The sequence below is a fragment of the Pseudomonas sp. NFX98 genome (assembly GCF_047784845.1).
Classification (GTDB): Bacteria; Pseudomonadota; Gammaproteobacteria; order Pseudomonadales; family Pseudomonadaceae; genus Aquipseudomonas.
On record NZ_JBLNNF010000014.1, the window covers coordinates 50,539 to 70,426 of the forward strand.

At 59.1% G+C, this 19,888-nt stretch carries 17 protein-coding genes, 4 tRNA genes and 1 pseudogene; 6 read left to right on the forward strand and 16 right to left on the reverse strand.

The features are described 5' to 3' along the window. The first annotated feature begins 40 nt into the window (after positions 1–40). Entirely contained in the window at positions 41–214 is a 174-nt protein-coding gene (locus ACM110_RS19175; protein ID WP_338583115.1) for a DUF3094 family protein, read from the forward strand. Between the two features lie 60 nt (positions 215–274). After that, positions 275–1,573, forward strand: a complete 1,299-nt coding sequence (locus tag ACM110_RS19180; protein WP_416129005.1) for an NAD(P)/FAD-dependent oxidoreductase — start codon at positions 275–277, stop codon at positions 1,571–1,573. A gap of 123 nt (positions 1,574–1,696) precedes the next feature. On the opposite strand, the gene ACM110_RS19185 is transcribed toward ACM110_RS19180, so the two are convergent. From ACM110_RS19185 to rluD, 9 genes and pseudogenes are all read right to left on the reverse strand, one after another. After that, positions 1,697–2,560 (reverse strand): methyl-accepting chemotaxis protein, encoded by an 864-nt coding sequence (locus ACM110_RS19185; protein ID WP_416129108.1) that lies wholly within the window; start codon positions 2,558–2,560, stop codon positions 1,697–1,699. Next, positions 2,552–3,322 (reverse strand): annotated as a pseudogene (locus tag ACM110_RS19190) (MCP four helix bundle domain-containing protein); the annotation flags it as partial. The pseudogene ACM110_RS19190 and the gene ACM110_RS19185, both read right to left, overlap by 9 nt. 153 nt (positions 3,323–3,475) lie before the next feature. Further along, positions 3,476–3,552, reverse strand: a tRNA-Pro gene (locus ACM110_RS19195). A 95-nt stretch (positions 3,553–3,647) separates the two neighbouring features. Continuing rightward, positions 3,648–3,723, reverse strand: a tRNA-Lys gene (locus ACM110_RS19200). 5 nt (positions 3,724–3,728) lie between these two features. After that, positions 3,729–3,805: transfer RNA gene (locus ACM110_RS19205), tRNA-Pro, on the reverse strand. Between the two features lie 9 nt (positions 3,806–3,814). Continuing rightward, positions 3,815–3,890 (reverse strand) — tRNA-Asn (locus ACM110_RS19210). A 300-nt stretch (positions 3,891–4,190) separates the two neighbouring features. Next, positions 4,191–6,755 carry an ATP-dependent chaperone ClpB gene (gene clpB, locus ACM110_RS19215; protein ID WP_416129006.1) on the reverse strand — a complete coding sequence of 855 codons (2,565 nt, stop codon included), beginning with the start codon at positions 6,753–6,755 and terminating at the stop codon, positions 4,191–4,193. 130 nt (positions 6,756–6,885) lie between these two features. Further along, positions 6,886–7,611, reverse strand: a complete 726-nt coding sequence (pgeF, locus tag ACM110_RS19220; RefSeq protein ID WP_416129007.1) for a peptidoglycan editing factor PgeF — start codon at positions 7,609–7,611, stop codon at positions 6,886–6,888. Continuing rightward, positions 7,608–8,570, reverse strand: a complete 963-nt coding sequence (rluD, locus tag ACM110_RS19225; RefSeq protein WP_416129008.1) for a 23S rRNA pseudouridine(1911/1915/1917) synthase RluD — start codon at positions 8,568–8,570, stop codon at positions 7,608–7,610. The genes pgeF and rluD overlap by 4 nt, the downstream gene beginning before the upstream one ends. Before the next feature lie 151 nt (positions 8,571–8,721). Here rluD and ACM110_RS19230 point away from each other — a divergent pair, with 151 nt between their 5' ends. The 4 genes from ACM110_RS19230 (at position 8,722) to ACM110_RS19245 (ending at position 13,028) form a co-directional block, all read left to right on the forward strand. Beyond that, positions 8,722–9,744: an outer membrane protein assembly factor BamD gene (locus tag ACM110_RS19230; RefSeq protein ID WP_416129009.1), complete on the forward strand. Its 1,023-nt coding sequence runs from the start codon at positions 8,722–8,724 to the stop codon at positions 9,742–9,744. A 137-nt stretch (positions 9,745–9,881) separates the two neighbouring features. Next, entirely contained in the window at positions 9,882–10,115 is a 234-nt protein-coding gene (locus ACM110_RS19235) for a PP0621 family protein (RefSeq protein WP_338583125.1), read from the forward strand. Next, on the forward strand, positions 10,105–11,694 hold the full coding sequence (locus ACM110_RS19240) for a sensor histidine kinase (protein ID WP_416129010.1): 1,590 nt from the start codon (positions 10,105–10,107) through the stop codon (positions 11,692–11,694). Before ACM110_RS19235 ends, ACM110_RS19240 begins: the two co-directional genes overlap by 11 nt. Positions 11,695–11,696: 2 nt before the next feature. Next, complete coding sequence (locus ACM110_RS19245; protein WP_416129011.1) at positions 11,697–13,028, forward strand: sigma-54-dependent transcriptional regulator; 1,332 nt, start codon at positions 11,697–11,699, stop codon at positions 13,026–13,028. Between the two features lie 16 nt (positions 13,029–13,044). Here the strand turns inward: ACM110_RS19245 and thiO are convergent, their stop codons facing one another. Genes thiO through ACM110_RS19280 form a run of 7 tightly spaced genes read right to left on the reverse strand, consistent with a single transcriptional unit; the run spans position 13,045 to position 19,808 of the window. Next, a complete protein-coding gene (gene thiO / locus ACM110_RS19250) occupies positions 13,045–14,145 on the reverse strand; it encodes a glycine oxidase ThiO (RefSeq protein WP_416129012.1) in 1,101 nt (366 codons plus the stop codon). A 56-nt stretch (positions 14,146–14,201) separates the two neighbouring features. Further along, positions 14,202–14,603, reverse strand: a complete 402-nt coding sequence (locus ACM110_RS19255; protein WP_416129013.1) for a type IV pilin protein — start codon at positions 14,601–14,603, stop codon at positions 14,202–14,204. A 14-nt stretch (positions 14,604–14,617) separates the two neighbouring features. Beyond that, positions 14,618–17,701, reverse strand: coding sequence for a pilus assembly protein (locus tag ACM110_RS19260; RefSeq protein ID WP_416129014.1), 3,084 nt, complete (start codon positions 17,699–17,701; stop codon positions 14,618–14,620). Continuing rightward, positions 17,688–18,167, reverse strand: coding sequence for a PilX N-terminal domain-containing pilus assembly protein (locus tag ACM110_RS19265; RefSeq protein WP_416129015.1), 480 nt, complete (start codon positions 18,165–18,167; stop codon positions 17,688–17,690). Before ACM110_RS19265 ends, ACM110_RS19260 begins: the two co-directional genes overlap by 14 nt. 11 nt (positions 18,168–18,178) lie before the next feature. After that, positions 18,179–18,892: a PilW family protein gene (locus ACM110_RS19270; RefSeq protein WP_416129016.1), complete on the reverse strand. Its 714-nt coding sequence runs from the start codon at positions 18,890–18,892 to the stop codon at positions 18,179–18,181. Further along, positions 18,889–19,338: a type IV pilus modification protein PilV gene (gene pilV, locus ACM110_RS19275; RefSeq protein ID WP_416129017.1), complete on the reverse strand. Its 450-nt coding sequence runs from the start codon at positions 19,336–19,338 to the stop codon at positions 18,889–18,891. Before pilV ends, ACM110_RS19270 begins: the two co-directional genes overlap by 4 nt. Beyond that, positions 19,335–19,808, reverse strand: a complete 474-nt coding sequence (locus ACM110_RS19280; protein ID WP_416129018.1) for a GspH/FimT family pseudopilin — start codon at positions 19,806–19,808, stop codon at positions 19,335–19,337. The genes pilV and ACM110_RS19280 overlap by 4 nt, the downstream gene beginning before the upstream one ends. Between the last annotated feature and the right edge of the window lie 80 nt (positions 19,809–19,888).

The following is a 19,888-nucleotide window of genomic DNA, read 5'->3' on the forward strand; positions in this document are numbered from 1 at the left end:
TCATCACATTTAGCAACGTCTACCCCTGACGAGGCCCGATATGACCAGCCGCTTGAACCCTGACGACCAGAAGCATGTCGAAGCGTATCTGCAACTGTCCCAACACCGAGTCGAGCGCCGGCCATTCCGGCCGTGGATGCTCCTGGTGATGGTGCTGGCAGTGACCATTGGTTTGGGCCTGTTGAGCCGACTTATCAGTTACCTGACGCTATGAGCTGCCTTGCGCTCGCTCGGGTAACTGCACCGATTTCTTTTAGCCTTGCGAGTTATCCCCATGTCCCATCGTATTGTCATTGTCGGCGGCGGCGCCGGCGGTCTGGAGTTGGCTACCCGTCTGGGTAAGACTCTGGGCAAGCGCGGCACGGCCAACGTCATGTTGGTCGACGCGAACCTGACCCACATCTGGAAACCGTTGTTGCACGAAGTGGCGGCCGGTTCCCTGAACTCTTCCGAAGATGAACTCAACTATGTTGCCCAGGCGAAATGGAACCACTTCGAGTTCCAGCTGGGGCGCATGAGCGGGCTCGATCGCGCGAACAAGAAAATCCAGCTGGCCGCCACCTATGACGAAGCCGGGCTGGAACTTGTGCCGGCGCGGGAAGTGTCTTACGACTCGCTGGTGATTTCCGTCGGCAGTACCACCAACGACTTCGGCACCCAGGGCGCGGCGCAGCATTGCCTGTTCCTCGACACCCGCAAACAGGCCGAGCGTTTCCATCAGCAATTGCTCAACCACTACCTGCGCGCCCATGCCGGGCAAACCGACGCGGTCGAGCAAATCAGCGTGGCCATCGTCGGCGCCGGTGCCACCGGGGTCGAGTTGGCGGCCGAACTGCACAACGCCGCCCATGAACTGGCGGCCTATGGCCTGGACCGGATCAAACCGGAAAACATGCACATCACCCTGATCGAAGCCGGGCCACGGGTGCTGCCGGCGCTGCCTGAGCGGATCGGCGGACCTGTGCATAAAACCCTGGAGAAACTCGGGGTCAACGTGATGACCAACGCGGCGGTCAGCGAAGTGACGGCCGACAGCCTGATCACCGCCGATGGCAAAGTGATCAACGCCAGCCTGAAAGTCTGGGCGGCGGGGATTCGCGCACCAGGTTTCCTCAAGGACATCGATGGCCTGGAAACCAATCGCATCAACCAGCTGCAAGTGCTGCCGACCCTGCAAACCACCCGCGACGAGAACATTTTCGCCTTCGGTGACTGCGCCGCCTGCCCGCAACCGGGCACCGACCGCAACGTGCCGCCGCGCGCCCAGGCAGCGCATCAACAGGCGTCGTTGCTGGCCAAATCACTGAAGCTGCGCATCGAAGGCAAGGCATTGCCGGAGTACAAGTACACCGACTACGGCTCGCTGATTTCGCTGTCGCGTTTCTCGGCTGTGGGTAACTTGATGGGCAACCTCACCGGCAGCGTGATGCTGGAAGGCTGGCTGGCGCGGATGTTCTACGTGTCGCTGTACCGCATGCACCAGATGGCGCTGTACGGACCGTTCCGCACGGCGATGTTGATGCTGGGGAGCAAGATCGGACGTGGAACCGAGCCACGTCTCAAACTGCACTAACACCCCTATCCCCTGTGGGAGCGAGCTTGCTCGCGATAGTGGTCTGACATTCATTGCATTTGTTGAATGTTCCGCCGTCATCGCGAGCAAGCTCGCTCCCACAGTTTTTTGGGCTTGTCGGAGTTACACCCGAAAACGCCGCACCATCCCCTGCAGCGCATTGGCCAGTCGCGACAACTCATGGCTCGATGCGCTGGTCTGATCGGCCCCAGTGGCGGACCGCACCGACAGGTCGCGAATGTTCACCAGATTACGGTCGACTTCACGCGCCACTTGCGCCTGCTCTTCCGCCGCGCTGGCGATCACCAGGTTTCGCTCGTGGATCTCATGCACGGAAGCCGTGATGGTTTGCAACGCCTCGCCTGCGCGCTCGGCCAGGACCAGCGTGCTGGCAGCACGTGAAGCGCTGGTGTTCATCGCCTCAAGCGCCTGGCTCGACCCATCGCGCATGCCTTGCACCATTTGCTCGATTTCCTGGGTCGATTGCTGTGTGCGATGGGCCAAGGCACGCACTTCATCGGCCACCACAGCAAAACCTCGACCACTCTCCCCCGCCCGCGCCGCTTCAATGGCCGCGTTCAGTGCCAGCAAGTTGGTTTGCTCGGCAATGGCGCGAATCACATCCAGCACCTTGCCGATATCCTGCGACTGATTGGCCAGGGAGCGCACCAGCTCCCCGGTACTTTGCACGTCATGGGCCAGCGAACTGATCGCGCTGGCCGTCTCGCTGACCCGCTCCTGCCCCAGATGCGCCGACTCACTGGACTGGCGAGTGGCATCGGAGGTGGACACGGCGTTGCGTGCAACCTCTTCCACAGCGGAGGTCATTTCATTGACCGCCGTGGCCGCCTGCTCAATTTCGTTGTTCTGTTGTTGCAGGCTCTGATTGCTGTCGAGGGTAACGGCGTTCAATTCATCGGCAGCAGTGGCCAACTGCGTCGCGGAGCCGCTGATGCCTTGCAGGGTTTCCCGCAAATTCTGCTGCATGGTCGCCAATGCCTTGAGCAAGCGGCTGACTTCGTCATTGCCATGGGTTTCGATCGGGCGAGTCAGGTCGCCCTGCGCCACATGTTCCGCTGCGCTCACGGCTTCACTCAGCGGACGCACGATGCTGCGGGTCAGCAACATGGCCAGGGCAACAGTCGCCAACGCCGCGAGGGCGATAAACAGGCTGACGATCGTGCGTGATGTTTCGTAGTGTTCTTTGGACTTCTCGCTCTCTGCCGCGACTTGTCGGCTAAACAGTTCCGCCAGGTCACTGAGTTGCTTGCCGGAGCCGTCGACCACGGTCTTCATATCCACCAGCAGCAGCTTGGTCAGCTCGTCGCGACGGCCTTGTTCGGCCAGGGTGAACGATTGGGCAATACCGGCGCGATAGGCCGTGAAGGTGTTTTTGAATTGGTCGTACAACGCCTTGCCTTCAGCCGTGGTGACCAGTTTGTCGTAGGCAGCGATTTTTTCGCTCAGCTCCTTGTCCCGGGTATCCATCTGGCTGCGGTATTGGGCGATGTTCTTCGGATCCGGGTCCAACGCCATGCGCAAGGAGATGGTGCGAATGCGCAACATGATTTCGCGTATTTCATCACCGCCGCGAATGCTCGGCAGCCATTGTTTCTCCACCGCCACTTCACTCTCGCGAATGCTCGACATCTGCCCCAGCGCAAAAATCCCGAGCAGCGCCACGAGCACCGCGATCAAGGCAAAACCCAGTGCGGCACGGGGGGCAATATTCAACTGACGCAGAAACATAAGGAGTGCCTTTGTTTTTGTTGGCTTGAGTGGAGACGCTGTTGGCGCTCCGGTAGCTCGTTATCGGCAAGTTGTACGATGACTAAAGAGATGGATGCACTTTTTCGAAGGCAAAAAAAATCCCCGTATCTTTCGATACGAGGATTTTTAATATGGTCGGGGTAAGGGGATTCGAACTCCTGACATCCTGCTCCCAAAGCAGGCGCGCTACCGGACTGCGCTATACCCCGGTAAAAAAAAGGCACCTTTGAAAGGCGCCTTCTTCGATCAGTGCTTTTGGCCTCTGATCTTAAGATTCGATTCCAGCGCTAACTGGTTTCAAAAATGGTGGGTCGTGTGGGATTCGAACCTACGACCAATTGGTTAAAAGCCAACTGCTCTACCAACTGAGCTAACGACCCAAAAATGGTCGGGGTAAGGGGATTCGAACTCCTGACATCCTGCTCCCAAAGCAGGCGCGCTACCGGACTGCGCTATACCCCGGTTTGAAATTGGCTCCGTGACCAGGACTCGAACCTGGGACCCAATGATTAACAGTCATTTGCTCTACCGACTGAGCTATCACGGAACTACATATTTCAATTTACAACGGTGAAGCTTTACTGCGTTCTCTTCGACCCGTTCGCATCGCTGCGTTCGTGTGTCTGAGGCGCGCTATTCTACAATCTTAAGCACCTCTGTCAACCCCCTAAATTGCTTTCAAGTTAATGATTTGCAACTTATTTCAGATTCCTGCTTGGGGAGCAGAAACCCTACCGGGTGACTTACTGCGGGGCGCACTTTACAAGCCTTTTCCTTTAAGTTCAACAGCCTGGCGAAAAAAAGGCCTCGCAATGCGAGGCCTCCTTTTTTGTGCTGCCGTTTGGACTCAGTTGAAAACGATTTCGTCGTTTTCCACTGTACCCACAGCAGTGTCTCCCGGCATGAAGCGACCGGACAGAATCAGCTGTGCCAGCGGGTTTTCGATCCAGCGCTGGATCGCCCGTTTCAGTGGCCGCGCGCCGTACACCGGGTCGTAACCGACCGCGATCAGCTTATCCATGGCCTCTGGGCTCAACTCCAGCTTCAACTCGCGTTCAGTCAGACGACTGCGCAGACGACTCAACTGGATCTCGGTAATGCCAGCGATCTGATCCCGCGCCAACGGCTCGAAGATCACCACTTCGTCGACCCGGTTGATGAACTCCGGCCGGAAGTGGCTGGAGATCGCATCCATCACCGCCGCACGCTGCGCTTCACGATCACCGACCAGTTCCTGGATCTGTACCGAGCCCAGGTTGGAGGTCATGACAATCACGGTGTTCTTGAAATCCACCGTGCGGCCATGGCTGTCGGTCAGGCGACCGTCTTCGAGCACTTGCAGCAAGATGTTGAACACATCCGGGTGCGCCTTCTCGACCTCGTCCAGCAGGATCACCGAATAAGGCTTGCGACGCACCGCCTCGGTCAGGTAACCGCCCTCTTCATAGCCTACATAGCCTGGTGGCGCGCCAATCAAGCGAGCCACGGAATGCTTCTCCATGAACTCGGACATATCGATCCGCACCATCGCCTCTTCGGTATCAAAGAGGAATTCGGCCAGCGCCTTGCACAGCTCGGTTTTACCGACACCGGTCGGGCCGAGGAACATGAACGAACCACTCGGACGATTCGGGTCGGACAACCCGGCACGGGAACGCCGCACCGCGTTGGAAACCGCGACCACCGCTTCGTCCTGGCCGATCACACGCTGGTGCAACAGGCTTTCCATCTTCATCAGTTTGTCGCGCTCGCCTTCGAGCATCTTCGACACCGGAATACCGGTCCACTTCGAGACGACTTCGGCGATCTCTTCTTCAGTCACCTTGCTGCGCAGCAACTGGTTTTCGGCTTTGCCGTGCTGATCGACCATTTGCAGGCTGCGCTCCAGGTCCGGGATCACCCCGTACTGCAATTCGGCCATGCGGTTCAGGTCGCCTTTGCGGCGCGCGGCTTCCAGTTCCTGACGGGACTGTTCAATCTTCTGCTGAATCTGCGCAGAACCCTGAACCTCGGCCTTTTCCGAGTTCCAGATTTCTTCGAGATCCGAGTACTCACGCTCAAGACGAACGATTTCCTCCTGGAGTTTCTCCAGACGCTTGATCGCCGCTTCGTCGCTTTCTTTCTTCAGTGCCTGGGATTCCACCTTCAACTGAATCAGGCGACGTTCCAGACGATCCAGCACTTCCGGCTTGGAGTCGATCTCCATGCGGATGCGGCTGGCGGCTTCGTCGATCAGGTCGATGGCCTTGTCCGGCAACTGACGGTCAGTGATGTAGCGATGGCTGAGCTTGGCCGCCGCGATGATCGCACCGTCGGTGATCGCCACCTTGTGGTGAACTTCGTAGCGTTCTTTCAGGCCACGCAGGATCGCGATGGTGTCTTCTTCGCTCGGCTCGTCCACCAGCACTTTCTGGAAGCGTCGCTCAAGCGCCGCATCCTTCTCTATATATTGGCGGTACTCGTTGAGCGTGGTCGCACCGACGCAATGCAGCTCACCGCGAGCCAAGGCAGGCTTGAGCATGTTGCCCGCATCCATCGAGCCTTCGCCTTTACCGGCGCCGACCATGGTGTGCAGTTCGTCGATGAACAGAATGATCTGCCCTTCCTGCTTCGACAGCTCGTTGAGCAGGGATTTCAGGCGCTCTTCGAACTCACCGCGATACTTGGCACCGGCAATCAACGCCCCCATGTCCAGGGACAGCAGGCGCTTGCCCTTGAGGCCGTCCGGCACTTCACCGTTGATGATGCGCTGGGCCAGGCCTTCGGCGATGGCGGTTTTACCGACGCCAGGCTCACCGATCAGCACCGGATTGTTCTTGGTGCGGCGTTGCAGGACCTGGATGGTCCGGCGAATTTCGTCGTCACGGCCGATCACCGGATCGAGCTTGCCGTCTTCGGCGCGCTTGGTCAGGTCGACGGTGTACTTATCCAGCGCCTGGCGTGCTTCCTCGTGGTTCGGGTCGTTGACGGCCTCGCCACCACGCAGGTTGTTGATCGCGTTTTCCAGAGCTTTCTTGCTCACGCCCTGACCGAGCAACAGCTTGCCGAGCTTGCTGTTCTCGTCCATGGCGGCGAGCAGCACCAGTTCGCTGGAAATGAACTGGTCGCCCTTCTGCTGGGCCAGGCGATCAGCCTGATTGAGCAGACGTGCCAGATCCTGCGACATGTTGACGTCGCCGGTGGGATTCTGGATTTTCGGCAGCTGGTCGAGCTCTTTGGTCAGCTCTTTACGCAAGCTGTTGACGTCGAAGCCCACCTGCATCAACAGGGGCTTGATCGAGCCGCCCTGCTGTTCGAGCAAAGCCTGCATCAAGTGCGCCGGCTCGATGGCCGGATGATCGAGACCGACAGCCAGGGATTGGGCATCGGACAACGCTAACTGCAATTTGCTGGTTAAACGGTCTATACGCATGGGTCACCTTCCTTTTGAGCAGGCCGGACCTATAAAACATCCTGAATGAAGAAACCTGCCAGATACCACAATAGATGTGGTCAATTCTGGGAGTTTCAAGCGTCGTGACGTTGATGCAGGTCAGACAAGTCTAGCGTTCGAGCCAGATAAGGGAGGCGAAGCGACCGGTGCGCGGGGCACGGCGATAAGAAAAGAAGCGAGGATCGGTCACGGTGCAGAAACCACCGCCATAGACAGCAGTCACACCGCGAGCCGCCAGACGCAGACGCGCCAGCTTATAGATGTCGGCCATGAACTTGCCGGCATTGACGCTTGGCACAAAGGCTTCAGCCGCTTGCGGCAACTGTTGCACGAAGGTTTCGCGCACTTCCGGGCCGACTTCAAAGGCTTGCGGGCCAATGGCCGGACCAAGCCAGACCAGCACGTCGGCAGGTGGCACAGCCAGACTGTCGAGCGTGGCTTCCAGCACACCGGCCGCCAATCCGCGCCAACCGGCATGGGCCGCCGCAACGCGAGTGCCGGCACGGTCGCAAAACAATGCTGGCAGGCAATCGGCGGTCATTGCTGCGCAAGCGATGCCGGGGGTCGAGGTCCAACTGGCATCAGCGGTGACTACCCGACTCGGGTCGGCATCGGCCACGACAATGCCGTGGACCTGCTGTAGCCAGGCCGGTTGAATAGAGAAGTGATCGGTAAGACGACAGCGGTTCTCGGCGACAGCTTCAGGGCTGTCGTCGACATGATCGCCGAGGTTGAGGCTGTCGAACGGCGCCAGACTGACGCCGCCCGCACGGGTGGTCACACAGGCTTTGACCCCGGCCGGCGCGGGCCAGTCAGGAATCAGCCAGTCACTCATCCGATGAACGCCTCGCGGTCTTGCTTGAGCAGAGTCAGCAACCAGACGAAATCTTCTGGCAACGGCGATTCCCAGCTCATGCGTTGACCGGTGGTCGGGTGATCCAGCTCCAGGAAACGCGCATGCAGCGCCTGACGCGGGAAATTTTTCAGCGACTCGACCATGGTCGGGTTGGCTGCCGGTGGAATTCGGAAACGACCGCCATAGGCAGGATCTCCGACCAACGGGAAGTTGATGTGCGCCATGTGCACGCGAATCTGGTGCGTACGACCGGTTTCCAGCTTCACCCGCACGTGAGTGTGGGAGCGGAAACGCTCGAGCACGCGGTAATGGCTGACGGCTTGCTTGCCACCTTCCATTACAGCCATGCGCTGGCGCTGCTGGCCGTGACGACCGATCGGCGCGTTGATCTTGCCGCCGGCGGTTACCACACCAATCACGATGCATTCATAGATGCGGCTGACACTGCGGCTCTGCAACTGTGTAACCAGCTGCGTCTGCGCCTGAATGGTCTTGGCCACCACCATCAGACCGGTGGTGTCCTTGTCCAGACGATGCACGATACCGGCGCGGGGCACATTGACGATGTCCGGCACGTGGTGCAGCAAGGCGTTGAGCAAGGTGCCGTCGGCGTGACCGGCAGCCGGGTGCACCACCAGGCCCGCAGGCTTGTTGATCACCAGGATTTCGTCGTCTTCGTAGACGATGTCCAGGGCAATGTCTTGAGCGACCCATTCGCCCTGAGCTTCCTGCTCGGCAGTGAGTTCAAGAATGGCGCCACCATGAACGATGTCTCGCGGGCGGATAACCGCCCCATCCACAGTCAGGCGGCCGTCTTTGATCCAGGCGGAAAGGCGCGAGCGCGAGTGCTCAGCGAATAATTGTGCGGCGACTTGATCGAGGCGTTGGCCGCCCAATTCGGACGGCACCTCTGCGCGAAGTTCAATTTTATCGGACATGCTCAGACTAGGCGTCGGCACAGCCTTTGGTTTCGGCTGCGCGCTTGTGGTTAAATACGGCGTCTTTTGCCCCGAGGCTATTCAACGGGGCGCTCATCATAACAGGACGGCCACGCCCAAGACAGCGGCCGTCATAGGGACGCAAGCCGCCATGCAAGTGAAACACCTGCTGCTGATCGCCATCCTCGCATTGACCGCTGCTTGCTCATCGAAGGAAGTCGTAGACGAAAACCTGAGTGAAGTCGAGTTGTACCAACAGGCCCAGGCCGATCTGGACAACAACAGCTACACCAGCGCCACCGCCAAGCTGAAGGCTCTGGAGTCGCGTTATCCGTTCGGTCGTTATGCTGACCAGGCTCAACTCGAACTGATCTACGCCAACTACAAGAACGCCGAACCTGAAGCTGCCAAAGCCGCTGCCGAGCGTTTCATTCGTCTGCACCCACAGCACCCGAACGTCGATTACGCCTACTACCTCAAGGGCCTGACTTCGTTCGACCAGGACGTTGGCCTGCTGTCGCGCTTCCTGCCGCTGGACATGACCAAGCGTGACCCGGGCGCCGCGCGTGACTCCTACAACGAGTTCGCCCAGCTGACCAGCCGCTTCCCGAACAGCCGTTACGCGCCTGACGCCAAGCAGCGCATGATCTACCTGCGCAACCTGCTGGCAGCCTACGAGATCCACGTTGCCGACTATTACCTGACCCGTCAGGCTTATGTCGCTGCCGCGAACCGTGGCCGCTACGTGGTGGAAAACTTCCAGGAAACCCCTTCGGTCGGCGACGGCCTGGCGGTGATGACCGAGGCTTACCAGCGTCTGCACCTGGACGAACTGGCAGCCACCAGTCTCGAAACCCTGAAGCTCAACTACCCGAACCACCCAAGCCTGGTTGACGGTCAGTTCGTGCCGTCGGTTGCCGAAGCCGACAACCGTTCGTGGCTGAGCAAGGCCACTCTGGGCCTGATCGAATCCCGTCCGCCGCTGCCGCCGGGAGAAACCCGCGCCAACCAGGACGTGCAGAAGCAGTTCCAGGACGCGAAAGACGCAATTCCGAGCGATCTCAAGCCTAAAGACGAAAACGGCGATGTGATCGAAGAAGAAGATCACGAAGCGGAAGGCAACAACGATGACCGCTCGTGGTTCAGCTACATGACTTTCGGCGTGTTCGACTGACACGACCGGCGGTACGCAAAGGGAGACTCTTGAGTCTCCCTTTTTTGTTGCCGTTTTTTTGTGTTGAGCAATTGCACTGTGCGCCTGTCATGTCCCCGGCTAAACTGCCGGTTCATCAGCCAATAAAGCAGCTCATCATGCTTCGTTTATTATTCTGGATCGCCGTGATTGCCGCCGCCGTGTGGTTCTGGCGCAAGTACAAAAGCGCGGCTGCCGTACCCAAGTCCCCTGCCGAACTGGAAGCGGCACCGATGGTTCGCTGCGCCCATTGCGGCGTGCACCTGCCCCGCGATCGCGCGCTGAACCTTCAAAAACAGTGGTATTGCAGCCAGGCTCATCTGGAGCAAGGCCCCGGTTCCAGTGATCGCTGAGGCGTCCAGTCACAGCGACAAACAGGCCCAGCGACTGCTGCGCCTTTATCATCTCTACCGTTTAAGCGTCGGCATCATTCTGGTGCTGCTGATCTCCAGCAACATGGACAACCGGTTGCTGACCTCGGCCAATGACGACCTGCTGCGCTCCGGCAGTTGGTTGTACCTGGTGCTGAACATTTTGCTGGTGGTGTTCTTCGAGAACACCCGCCATCCGGCGCAACTGTTCAGCCTGGCGCTACTCGACGTACTGCTGCTGTGCGGTCTGTTCTTCGCTGGCGGCGGCGTGGCCAGCGCCATTGGCAACTTGCTGATCGTTTCGGTGGCCATCAGCAATACGTTGCTGCGAAGGCGCATCGGCCTGTTGATTGCCGCCGTCGGGGCGATCGGCATTGTCGGTTCGAGCTTCCTGTTGAGCGTCAGCCATCAAGCCAATCCCAATGACTATTTACAGGTCGGCACCCTCGGCGCCCTGTGTTTTGCCGCAGCCCTGCTGGTGCAAGGCCTGGCCCGACGGCTGGAAGTCAGCGAAACGCTGGTGGAGCAAAAGGCCAGTGAAGTCGTCGGCCTGGAAACGCTCAATGCGCTGATCCTGCAACGCATGCGCACCGGCATCCTGGTGCTCGACGAGCAGCGGCGCGTGCAATTGGCCAATCACAGTGCCCTGACGCTGCTCGGCTGTGACCGCCTCGAAGGCCAACTGATCGACGACCACCTCCCGGCACTTGTCGATCGCCTGAACCTGTGGCTCAGCAACCCGACCCTGCGCCCTCAAGGCCTGAAAATCGCCAGCAGCGGCGTTGAGCTACAACCCAGCTTCATCGCACTGGACCCCAGCCCGCAACATCAGACGCTGATCTTTCTCGAGGATCTCGCCCACATCGCGCAACAGGCCCAACAACTGAAACTCGCAGCCCTCGGGCGCCTGACCGCCGGCATCGCCCATGAAATCCGCAATCCACTGGGCGCCATCAGTCATGCCGCACAGCTATTGCGCGAATCTGAGGAACTCAACAGCGCGGATCAACGTCTGACCCAGATCATTCAAGATCACTCCCAGCGCATGAATCGAGTCATCGAAAACGTCCTGCAACTGTCCCGCCGCCAGCAAACCGTGCCGCAACGGTTGGATTTGAAGCCGTGGCTGCAACAGTTCGTCACTGAAACCCGCGAGGGCGCGACCGAGCGCCAGCAGATTCATCTGCACATCGCTGCGGGAGACTTCAAGACCTTGATGGACCCGAACCAGTTGAACCAGATTCTCGACAACCTGATTCGCAACGGCTGGCGCCACAGCGCCCAGAACCACGACCAGGCACAGGTATGGCTTGAGTTGTTCATCGACCCCGACAGCCAGTTGCCAATCCTTGAAATCCTCGACGACGGCCCCGGTGTGGCCGGGGACCATCAGGCGCAACTGTTCGAACCTTTCTTCACCACCAGTCACCAAGGCACAGGCCTTGGGCTGTATCTGTCCCGTGAGCTGTGCGAAAGCAACCAGGCCCGCCTAGACTTCAAACCACGCCAAGGCGGCGGCTGCTTTCGCATCACTTTTGCTCACGGACGGAAACAAAGTTGAACATGGGCCCACGGCAAAAAGTCTTGATCGTCGACGACGAACCGGACATCCGCGAACTCCTGGAAATCACCCTGGGACGGATGAAACTCGATACCTACAGTGCGCGCAACGCCGGCGAGGCCCTGGCCCTGCTCAAGCGCGAAACGTTCGATCTGTGCCTGACCGACATGCGCCTGCCGGATGGCACCGGCCTTGAACTGGTGCAACACATCCAGCAACGTTACCCACAAGTTCCGGTGGCGATGATCACTGCTTACGGCAATGTCGACACGGCGATCAACGCGCTCAAGGCCGGCGCCTTCGACTTCCTGAGCAAACCGGTGGACCTCACCCGCTTGCGGGAACTTGTCACCAGCGCCCTGCTCCTGCCCGTCCCCGGCGGCTCCCTTGATCGGCGCTTGCTCGGCGATTCATTGCCCATGCGCAATTTGCGCAAGCAGATCGACAAACTGGCGCGCAGCCAGGCGCCGGTGTACATCAGCGGCGAATCCGGCAGCGGCAAGGAACTGGTGGCGCGGCTGATCCACGATCGGGGGCCTCGCGCCCATCAACCCTTTGTTCCAGTCAACTGCGGAGCAATCCCGTCGGAACTGATGGAAAGCGAGTTTTTCGGCCATCGCAAAGGCAGCTTCAGCGGCGCCATCGAAGACAAACCCGGGCTGTTCCAGGCTGCCCATGGCGGCACGCTGTTCCTCGACGAAGTGGCTGACTTGCCGTTGCCGATGCAGGTCAAACTGCTCCGGGCCATTCAGGAGAAAGCCGTACGCAGCGTCGGCGGGCAACAGGAAGAGGTGGTCGACGTACGTATTCTTTGCGCGACTCACAAAGACCTCGGCGCCGAAGTCGCTGCCGAACGTTTTCGCCAGGATTTGTACTATCGCTTGAACGTGATCGAGTTGCGGGTTCCGCCGCTGCGCGAACGTCGAGACGATATCGAACCGTTGGCCGGCCATGTGCTCAAGCGCCTGGCGGCCGACACCGGCCAGCCGGAAGCAAAGCTTCACCCGCAAGCACTCGATGCGCTGAAAAGTTACCGCTTCCCCGGAAACGTCCGGGAACTGGAGAACATGCTCGAACGCGCACACACGCTTTGCGAAAATAAACAGATTGAAGCGGGCGACCTGCGACTGGCCGAAGGCAACTGTCATCCGGAAGGAGGCGTGCCGGATCTGACGCAGATCGACAATCTGGAAGCATACCTGGAAAACGTCGAACGCCAGCTTCTTCTGCAAGCCCTGGAAGAAACCCGCTGGAACCGCACGGCGGCGGCTCAGCGGTTGAATCTTTCATTCAGGTCGATGCGGTATCGGCTGAAGAAATTCGGGCTGGATTGAAGGCCTTGAATCTGGCTTAGATCCGCCCTGTCGGCGCATACGGTGCCGGATCAATGATCGGTGCCCTGCCCAACATCACATCGGCAAACAACTGACACGACGCCGGCGCCAGCACCAGGCCATTGCGGAAATGCCCGCAGTTCAGCCACAACCCGTCAAACCCTGGCACCCGGCCAATATAGGGAATGCCTTCTGGCGAACCCGGCCGCAGACCGGCCCAATGCCCGACCACTTCGGCGTCGGCCAGTGCCGGAATCAACTCCACTGCCGAGGCCTTGAGGCTTTCAAGAGCCGACTCGGTAGTGGTCTTGTCGTAGCCCTCATACTCCAGCGTACTGCCAATCAGAATGTGCCCGTCGCGTCGGGGAATCGCATAACGCCCCTTCGCCAGCACCATGCTCGGCAAAAAATCCGCCGCACACTTGTAGAGAATCATCTGCCCCTTCACCGGTTCGACCGGCAATTCCAGGTCCAGGCTTTTGAGCAGATCGCCGCTCCAGGCACCAGCCGTCAGCACCACTTGATCGCCATGGATCGCACCTGTGGGGGTCTGCACACCGACCACTTTTTCGCCTTCGCGAATAAATCCGCTGACTTCGCACTGCTCATGAATCGTCACGTTCGGCAGCGCCTGCAACGCAGCCTTGAGCGACTTCACCAAGCGCGGATTGCGAACATTGGCTACATCAGCCATGTAGATGGCGCGGGAAAAACCACCGCCCAGCACCGGCACCGCGTCGTGAGCCGCCGAAATATCCACAGCCCGCAACGGCCGGTTCTCACGTGCGGCCCATGCCAACGCTTCGGCTTCGTCGTCCAGATCCAGCCAGTACAGGCCGGTGGTGTGCACCTCGGGGTCGACTCCGGTGGCGGCAAACAAACGCTCGCCCAGTTGTGGATAAAAATCCTGGGACCAATGGGCCAGTGCAGTGACTGCCGGGTTATAGCGCCACGGGTAGAGCGGCGAAACGATGCCACCGCCTGCCCAGGACGATTCCTGACCGAGGTTCGAACGGTCCAGCAGCACGACGCTCTGCACTTCGGACGCGAGATTGAAAGCCGTCAGCAGACCGATTACCCCACCGCCGACAATCACCACTTGCTGTTGCCTGGTCATATTCTGATCCAACCGATAAATAGACAGAGGACGCAAAAGGCGCCCGAAAAGAAAACTCAGCGACCCCAACAATCCTTGGTGGTCAGGCCGGCCGTGGCGTTGACCATGCTGCGCACGCCGGTATTGGTAATCGTGAAATCACCGCACTTGTCCGTCGCCATGGATGTACCGGCTTTGCGCACCGCCGTCAGCAGAAAAGTCTGATCGGTCAGCGTCGATGTGATGGTGTAGTAGTCATTGCCGGCGCTCAGGCCGGCAGCACCGGTGTAGACATTCTTTTGCGAATAGAAACGCTCGAGAATCTGTGCCTGCTCGGAGAGCAGACCGGCCACTTCGGTACGACGACCCTTCTTTAGGTATTCGGTGAAGCTCGGGGCAGCGATGGTCATGACAATCCCGATGATCGCAATCACGATCATGATTTCGATCAGGGTAAAACCGCGGTTGGATCTGTGCATGCCTCAACTCTCACTTACTGTATTTGTCGCCACATGATGCGACGGCTGCCGCCGCCGGATTTTTCCACCAGCGTGGTGATGCCGCCACTGGAATCGTTCACGACCTTGCGGGTTGCGCCATTGACGACGGCATTCAGGGTCGGGATGCCGCCAGTGAAGATCACGCCGCTGGACACCGTGTCGGTGCTGTCGACCACGCCGTCTCCATTGGTGTCGAGCACCGCGTAGTTGAGCATCTTACCGCTGAACGCATCGAGTTCGACCAGTTTGCCTGTGCCAAAACTTGCGCAAGGGTCCGTGGTGTCGACGCTGGCCGTGGTAAAGATGATCCGCCCGAGTACCAGGTTGGCCTGATTGATCACCCGTTCGCCGGTCAGCGCGTTGTTGTACACCAACGGCAAGTACCAGCCCTTTTCCGCCGGATAGGTCACTTCGTTCTGGCTGGTGGTGATGAACTGGCCGGAGCTCCCCGAGAACACACCCGTCACAGCCTGAGCCTGCAAACTCGACGTGGTGATTTGCCCGGAACCGCCGTCCGCGTCCCACACCGCATAGAACGCCTGCAAATCCTTGTTGGTCTTGTCCGCCGTTTCGTTGAATTTCCCGGTGCCAAAAAATACCACTTTGCCGCCCAGGGAATTGTCCGCAAGCAAGGGCTGCGCGGTGATCGGCTGGGTCGCGCCTCCCGCAGCGGTAAACAACGGCTTGCCGGAAAACGCCACGCCCCAGGTATCCGTGCTCGTAGCGCTCAAATCAAACTTCCACAGCCGTCCCTTCAAGTCGCCGCCATACGCGGCCTGCACCACGTTCTGCGAGTTGACCTTGAGCTTTACCGAAGACAAACCGTTAGTGGTTTCAGTGCTGTCGACGACGATTTTCTTGATCAGCGAGCCATCGCGAATATCCACCACATACAACGCCGCCACGCCGGAGTTGCTGCCGTAGCCATTGGAAATGAACGCGGCCCATCGACCATCGGCCAAGCGTGCCACTTCCGGACGCGCATAAGCATAACCCAGATCATTGAAAGCATTTGCCGTGCTGGCGGTGGCAGGTGCACTGATTTCCCACAACGCCTTGGTCACGTTACCGGCCGAGGCGTCGAACAGTTGCAACGCATAGAAGGTTCGCCCGCCCGCACCGGTTCCGCCGAGCGCGAGGGTTTTCCAGGCACTGTTGAGTTGGGCATCGAACACGCCGACCTGTCCGTCCACCAGAAACTTGTGGCTGACGCCGTTGATGTACGTGGTATCGGCGATGTAGCGCAAGGATGGTAAGACACTGGATGGCATGTAGGCATAGCGCCGGGCGCCGTTTGCCGAATTGATGACGTTTACGAAACCGTCGTTGGCGTTGACCACCAGACTGGCGTTCATGTTGACCGACTTGGTGGCAAGGTAAGTGCTGTAGGTGGTGTCGCCCGCCAAATCGGAAGCGGTTTTGTCTGTCGGGGATGCCAGGGCAAGCGGTGAATTGATGATGTCGCCCAGCAACACGCTACGTACTTTCAGCCCGATCTTGTTGGTGCCCTTGCTCCATTCCACCAGATCGCTGCCGTTGATGCCTGTAGGCAGTCCCTGATTGAGAATGGTTTGCTGGGCAGTGGAAAAGTTGGCGTAGGCCAAGTTTACTGCCATGTTGGTTTGGTTGTTCCAGGACTGATAGGTCGGTGCAGTGGCTGCGGGCACTATGGCCGTGTCAGTGGTCCACAGCACTGCACTGGTATTAACCGCGCCGCTCGCGGTGAAGCCATAGGACTTGATCGTGCCGCGCCAGTCCTTGGGGTCGTAGCTGGTCTGGAAGTAACTGGTGCCGCTGGCGAGAGTCGTTCCGCTGGTGGTGCCGCTACCGCCGGAACCTGCCTTGGACGTGATGTCACTCAGAGCCGAAGACAACGCGGCATTCAATCCGGCGCTGTCAGTGGCCTGGTAGTACTTGCCCTGACCGTAACTGGCGGCGTCCGACAGCATCTGGTTCGCCGCGGTAAAACCCACGGTGTAGGTGTTCATGTTCTGCTTGGGGAAGTCGGTAGCGTTCCAGCTTTTCCCAGCAAGATCCGTCCCGGTGGAACGCATGTCGATGTCAAAGGCGAATTTGGCGATGTCGTCCAGATAGAGGGTGTCACCCTCCCCATCACCGTTGAGGTTGTCACCGTCATTGGCGCTGTTGCCGTCCCAGTTCGGCAAACGAGTACCACCGAGCGGGTCGTTGGTGGGAAAGGTTCGGTCGTAGGTGGGCAAACCGTCGGTGATCACCACACCGTAGTTTTTCTGGCAGCGATACTGGATCGGACTGGTGTAGGTGGCGGGTGTCGAGTTGTAGTACGGCGCCATGCCACGCATGTATCGAGTCACTTCGTAATAGGTTTCGGCAAGCGGGGTGTTGGCCACGGCGCTGAGGCCATTGATCGACGCGATCAACGCGTTGTAGTTGGCATCCACCGACAGATCACTAACCGCGCGGGCAATGTATCCACCGTTGCCCGGGTTGTTATTGACGGGGGGATTGAACGTCGCCAGACCGATACGCAACGAGCGATTGCTGGTGACCAGATTTTTCGAGACATCCTGCGCGACACTGATGCGATAGTCATCGGGGATTGCATTGGCGCCCGTGGTGAAATCGCGGCTGGAACCGTTCGCCAAACCCAGCAGGTACGCCAGATAGTTCGCGGTATAACGCGTGCTTTCGTTGCCGACCGGGTCGGGCAATTTCAGGCAAATCGGAGTCAGCCCGAGAAAGCCTCGATAGAAACCGTACCAATTGCCGTTGGTCGAACACCCGCCCCGATTCAGACTCGACAGGGAAATGTTGGTGTCACTCATGTCCAGGTTCTGCCCGCTGAGACATGAGGTGTTGGAACTGCACATCGCAATCTGCGCGCGGTTGACCGTCGGATCGAAACCCGGCGCCCAGATGATGTTATTCATGCTCCCTGAATCGTCGATCATCAACATCACATTCGGCGCGACTGCGGCAGCACTCAACAACGGCGAGTCCGAAGGCGTAAAGGCATAGGCCGGAGCCCCCAGATACAACGCCAAAACAGCACCACAAAACATCTCCCAAAACCGCGCGCGTGTTTCAGTACTTCGCATAAATACTCTCCACCACACTGCGCGAGTTACCCGCGATGCCCACTGCGGTCACCCGGTACAACGTGGCCGAGGTGTTGCTCGGTACGTTCACGGCTGTGAGGGTGGTGCCAATGTTTTGCACGCCATAAAAACCGCTGCCGGAAGCGATCCAGGTCACTCCAGAAGTGGAATTGAACCCGGCGACCTTGATGGTCGAGGACTCCGCTGGCGGCGCGCACTGGCTGGTGCCGTTGCACACTGCCAATGAATAGCTGTCGAGTTGCACCGCACTTTCACCGACGCGCAACGCCGCTTCGGCGCCCTGGAACGACTGATTGCGCAAGCTCACACTGCCGGCCATTTTTTCCTGCAGGGTGGCGTTCTGCATCGATGAAAGGCCAATCAGCGTCAGCAGCAACAGGAACACCAGGCTGACCAGCAACGCCATGCCACGCTGGCCATGATCAGTGACGGGAGAAAAATTCATCGGCCCTCCCCTCATGGCAGGCGGTTGCGCAGAGCGGCAACCACGTTGAAGGTTTGATTGCTCACTCGATTGTTCGGATCGGTGAGAGTCAGGCTCAAACGCACGCTGCGGATGCGTGCCGGGTCAGAGGGATTACTGCTGTAACTGGAGGCGGCCGAATCGGCGGCGGTGCTGGCAAGGCCGAAGCTGACATTGAAGGCACTGACGTTATCCACCAGCACTTGCTGGGCCGGCGTGCCTCTGCCGATACCCATCGTCAACTGGCCGTTCTTCAGGCTGTAAATCAAACGCCGGATCGGAAACGCCAGTTGTCCTGATGCAGGCGTACGCGAGTCGGAGTAAGCCGTCGCACTGTTTCGACAGTCTGAAATCACTGTCCACGTCGGCGTGCCGCCGCTGCTTCCCACATCCGCAGTCACCAGCGTCAGCTTGAGGTTGGCGTTATCCCAACTGATCGGCGTGACTTGAGCTGCATTGAAATCGCCCGCCGTACTGGCATCGGTGATCGTCCCCAGGCAACCGAACATGCCAACCATGCGAATTTCCTGAATCATTTTGCTCAGCACAAATCGCGCGTCTTCCTGCATGACCGCAGCGGAGTTCTGGCTGACATAGGTGTTTTTCGCTGAAATGAAAACCTGCACCACGCCCAGCACCACGATCAGGCTCAAGGCTAGGGCGATCAGCAGCTCGATCAGGCCGAACCCTCTATGCAAGCGGTTCATGGCGTCGATACCGGGTCGACGGTCGCGCGACTGGTGAGGACGAAGCTGCGACGGGAATTGGCGCTGTTGGCAGCCCGGGAGTCATCCCACGTGATGGTGATGGTGTACACCCGTTGGTTGAGCGCGATGCTGCCGGTGGCGGTGGGGCCACCGAAATTGACGATATTGCTGGTGAAGTCGTAGAGGTCCTGGTCCCGGGCAATGTTCAGATTGCCCGAGGTCGGCGGCGTCACGGTGTAGTCGGAGGCTGAGTTGGCGCGGATGCGGTCCATCATGTCGTAGGCAATGAAACTGGCCTGGCTGGTCATGCGCGCACTGTCGGTGTACTTCAGCGCATTGAGCTGAAACGCCGCCGCACCCAGCAACCCTACGCTCAGAATCAACAACGCCACCAACACTTCGATCAACGTCATGCCATCCTGTGCATGCTTGCTCCATGACCTCATCCGCAACTTCCACCCAATTGAATTCGTCCGTTCAAACACACATTCAGCGTCCTGCTTTGCGTGCCCAGCACATAGTTGATTGCCACCGCTGTGGACGGTGACGACAGCCCGCCCAGATTATTGAAATCGATGGCGGTCACTCCTGAGGTTAGCGTCAGAGTCGCACCGCTGCTCATCGCTGGAACAACCCGCAATACATTGGCCGGAGTGCCAGTACTGTCATAGACCGTCAACTCCCCGGTCCAGACGCTGCCGCCCACCGTGGGTCGAAGCCGGGTCGTCACGCCACGATCGATAGCCTCAAGACGGGCGAAATTCAAACCACGTTGCAGGTCGCCGATTTCGGTATCGGCCCTTGTCGTTTGCGCCGAACGGGTAAACGCCGGAACAGCCAGAGTGATCAGCACCAGAAAGATCCCGAGCGCGATCAGCAACTCGACCAGCGTGAAACCTTTTGAACGATGTTCCATCGGTGCCCTCCGTTGCCGTCGGCTATACCTGCTTACACGCTAGAACATTCGACCGCCAAGACCCGGTTGAATGGCCATTA